General features: G+C 49.0%; 4 protein-coding genes. All 4 read right to left on the bottom strand.

From position 1 onward, the window contains the following. Positions 1-109: 109 nt before the first annotated feature. Positions 110-1,396, bottom strand: coding sequence for a 3-phosphoshikimate 1-carboxyvinyltransferase (aroA, locus tag Q0294_RS07320; RefSeq protein WP_299462622.1), 1,287 nt, complete (start codon positions 1,394-1,396; stop codon positions 110-112). Positions 1,397-1,524: 128 nt separating this feature from the next. After that, on the bottom strand, positions 1,525-2,439 hold the full coding sequence (locus tag Q0294_RS07315) for an SDR family oxidoreductase (RefSeq protein ID WP_299462620.1): 915 nt from the start codon (positions 2,437-2,439) through the stop codon (positions 1,525-1,527). A gap of 44 nt (positions 2,440-2,483) precedes the next feature. Then, a complete protein-coding gene (locus Q0294_RS07310) occupies positions 2,484-2,984 on the bottom strand; it encodes a hypothetical protein (RefSeq protein WP_299462617.1) in 501 nt (166 codons plus the stop codon). Between the two features lie 352 nt (positions 2,985-3,336). Next, positions 3,337-3,668: ribose-phosphate diphosphokinase (gene prs, locus Q0294_RS07305; RefSeq protein WP_299462614.1), on the bottom strand; the 332-nt coding region annotated here is incomplete at its 5' end.

Genomic DNA, 3,668 nt, shown 5'->3' with positions numbered 1-3,668 from the left:
TCTTCGAGCAGAAAAAAAGCAAGTTCGCGTGCAGAACGAAAATATTGGGGCAACAGAATTTCGTCAGAAAGAGGGGACGTTTTTTTTTGATTCCAGATATTGTCCTTGCTCACGATGTCTGACCACACAACTTTTCCAGATCGGCAAAGAAATGCGGGTAAGTCTTGATCGTACAATCCGGTTCGGAAATCACGATTCCTGGAACTTTCAAACCGACCAGCGCAAAACTCATGGCCATGCGATGATCGTCATACGTCTCGATTGTCGTCGGCTTAATTTCACCGGGGTGAATGGTAACCGAATCCTCGGTTTCTTCGACTTGAATCCCCAGGCGTTTCAATTCGGTAGCAATCGCGGTAAGCCGGTCTGTTTCCTTATGACGTATATGCCCTACGTTTCTGATACAAGTCGGCCCCTTTGCAAACAAAGCAACAGCGGCCAAAGTCTGAGCAGTATCACTGATATCGTTCATGTCCACATCGATTCCTTTCAGGGGTTTTCCCTGAACGGTGATGCTGTCGCGTTCCCGTTTAATCTTACATCCCATATCTTCCAGGACGCGGATAAAATTGATATCGCCCTGTAATGCATCCTGATTCAATCCCTCTACAGTAACAGTCCCTCCCGTGATCGCAGCAACCGCAAAGAAATAGCTGGCTGCCGACGCGTCGGGCTCAATATCATAAGCCGCTGATCGCTGATACGTTTGAGGCTGGATTTTCCAGACGGACGGTTTGACTCGATCTATCGTGACGCCGAATTGTGCCATCACTCCCAACGTGATATCGAGATAAGGCTTCGAGACGGTATCATCCAGAATGTTAATGGTGATCGGACTTTGTGCAGCAGGGGCCACCATCAGTAAGGCACTTAAGTATTGGCTGGAAATACTGCCCGAGATGGAAGTTTCCCCGCCTTTTAATCCATTCGCAGTCACCCGGACGGGGGGACAACCGGTATTATTTTCACAGGCAACATTGACTCCCAACATTTTCAGAGCTTCGACCAGATCCTGAATCGGGCGTTCCCGCATACGTGGATTACCGTCTAAAATAAATTTCCCGTCACCAGTTGCACAAAGTGCCGTCAGAAATCGAATACTCGTGCCACTGTTTGCCAGCCAGAGTGAAGCGGATGTCTGTGGGATTTTTCCAGCACAGCCCTTCACTTCCGCAGTACATTTCACCGGATCGTGTTTCACTTTCACGCCGAGACGGTTCAAACTTTGAATCATCACCTGTGTGTCCTGGCAATCAAGAACGCCCGTTAAATGAGTCGTTCCCTCAGAAAGTGCTGCCACAATCAACGCACGATTGGTAATACTTTTGGAGCCGGGAGGTCTGACAGAACCTTGAACGGGGCCGCTAACTGGTTTGACGTGATAAGTTTTAGACATGTGAGAAATAGCGCTATCCTGGGTTCGTGTGACTGTCGCGAAAAGGGAGTGAATGACTGCCTGACTCAACACAGCATACACGCTTGACAACTAAACCTAAAGTGAGGAGAGCAACGACTTGCAATGTCTCACGTTTTTTCGATCGCCTGGGGAAGTCCTTCCTTGATCGACGGGTAAATCAGTTTTATTCCCAGATCTGCACGCAACCTCAGGTTATTGCACCGTTTATTCAGTCCTGCTGCCTGCTCTGTGCTATGGGAACGATTGGACTTCAACACCGGCTGAGCGGATTCGTCTACGGTAAATCTCGGAAAAGGGGCATTCAGGATGCGTGCAAGTGTCTGATAATATTCCTGCCTGGTAATCGGACAATTGTCACTCACCAGATAACAAGATTCCAAGTGAATGCCTGTATCACATTTCAGGATTGTATTTACAATATCGGTGACATGAATCAGATTCAGCCAGGCATCTGGTCTGCCCTGCAGCGGTTCCCCTGCTCTGATCTGTTCCATTCTGGCGAGCAGTCGTTGCGGACCATAAATGCCGGCCAGCCTGAGGATGACAGCAGTCGCTGTTTGATCTCGTTCCTCTGCCGGAAGCAGGCCGTGTTTTTCTAACAACTGCTCTGCTTCCAGACAAATCTGCCCGTTTTCGCGTTGTGGTTCACAGAGAGAGGTTTCGTCGATCCATTCTCCCGCCGACTGACCATAAACACTGGTGCTGGAGAGATAAATGATTTTTTGTGTTCGATTTTTGATTTCAGTGAGGACATGGTCCAGCCCCGAGACATAGATTTCATGCCGTGACTGATTTGCCGAACGATCAAAGCCGACGGCATACAGCACCGTCTCTGCTTCGGGAAGTTTCTGGAGTGAAACCGGCTGAGTGATATCTCCCATGATCGGTTTGATACCGAGTTTCGCGAATTCACCAGCGCGTGTTTCCGATCGCGTGAGTGCCGAGACGGTATGTCCCTGCTCCAGCCATTTTTGGGCGACAGGCAAGCCGACATAACCACAGCCGATGATAAGTTTATGCATTGATCGAAGTCCATTTCCTGAGCGGCGAATATCTGTTTGCAGACTTAACGCTTACCACGAATCCGGGGCGCAAGCTGTTTTGAATGCTGCAAAACCAGTTTCATTTGAGCTTGAATCAGAGCCCGTAATTCACTTTCGGAACCGTCACACAGAACATGCAGCAACCGTACATCATCCTGTTTATCGAAAGCGGAATCCAGTTTTTGAAACCGGTTTTCCATCGTCTGCAGCAACGAATCTAATTCTGTTATAGTCAGGTCATCTCGTTTTAGAACAGTTTCATCGGAATTTCGTTCTCGCGTCAAGCGGGCCAGCGTATCTCCCTGGGTCCGGTAAAGCTGCCCGTCAATGAAAGCACGCCTTAAACAGCCGCTCTGATCAAACTGATAAACGGGATCGCCGCCGAAGTAAAACGAATACTGACCGCTTTTCTTTTGCCCCCAGAAAACGGGAAACGATTCGTGGTCCGCCTGGAATTCCGCGCGGGGAAAGAAAGCTGTCGCTTCACGCATCAGGTCTTCGCGGTCTTGTTCATTCCGTGCCATTGAGGACTCTTTATTCAAACGAAATGCGGAATCAAGAGATCCGTTTTACTGAGCGACATCTACGAGAGCGCATTCCATTTAACCTGAGGTCGTGTTTATTTATTGGTTTTGAATGTGATTCCCAAGACCGCAACCTAATCCAGGTCGGTTTTAACCGCGGCTAACGCCGTGCGGCTCATCTTGTTTTCAGGTACTATGACAGACGGAATGACTTATTAGCCGAAGGGCGTTAGCCCCGGTTGCTCCACATTTATATGGACTATTCGAATTAAGAAACACAACCTGGCGTCCCTCATTCTATTATATTCAGTCCAACTGGCTCTGGAGACGCTACAGCAAATCTGGACACAGGCTAATCGAACAGATGGCTTACCGATTCGTTACGGTGAATCCGACGAATGGCTTCTCCCAGCAACGGTGCAATCGAAATCGTCCTTAAATTGGGCAGCTTGTCCTGATCTGGTATGGGCAGGCTGTTGGTGACCACAATCTCTTTGATCGGCGCTTCACTCAGAAGTTTGATGGCAGGTCCACAGAAGACGGCGTGTGATGCGCTCACATAAATTTCCCTGGCACCGTGTTCTTTCACCACATTCACTGCCCCCACGATTGAGCCTGCGGTCGAAATCATATCATCGAACAATAATGCCACTTTGCCGTCAATGGGGCCGCCGATAATATTCG

Source organism: uncultured Gimesia sp., from assembly GCF_937919775.1.
GTDB lineage: Bacteria > Planctomycetota > Planctomycetia > Planctomycetales > Planctomycetaceae > Gimesia.
This window is presented reverse-complemented; position numbering and strand designations above follow the sequence as displayed.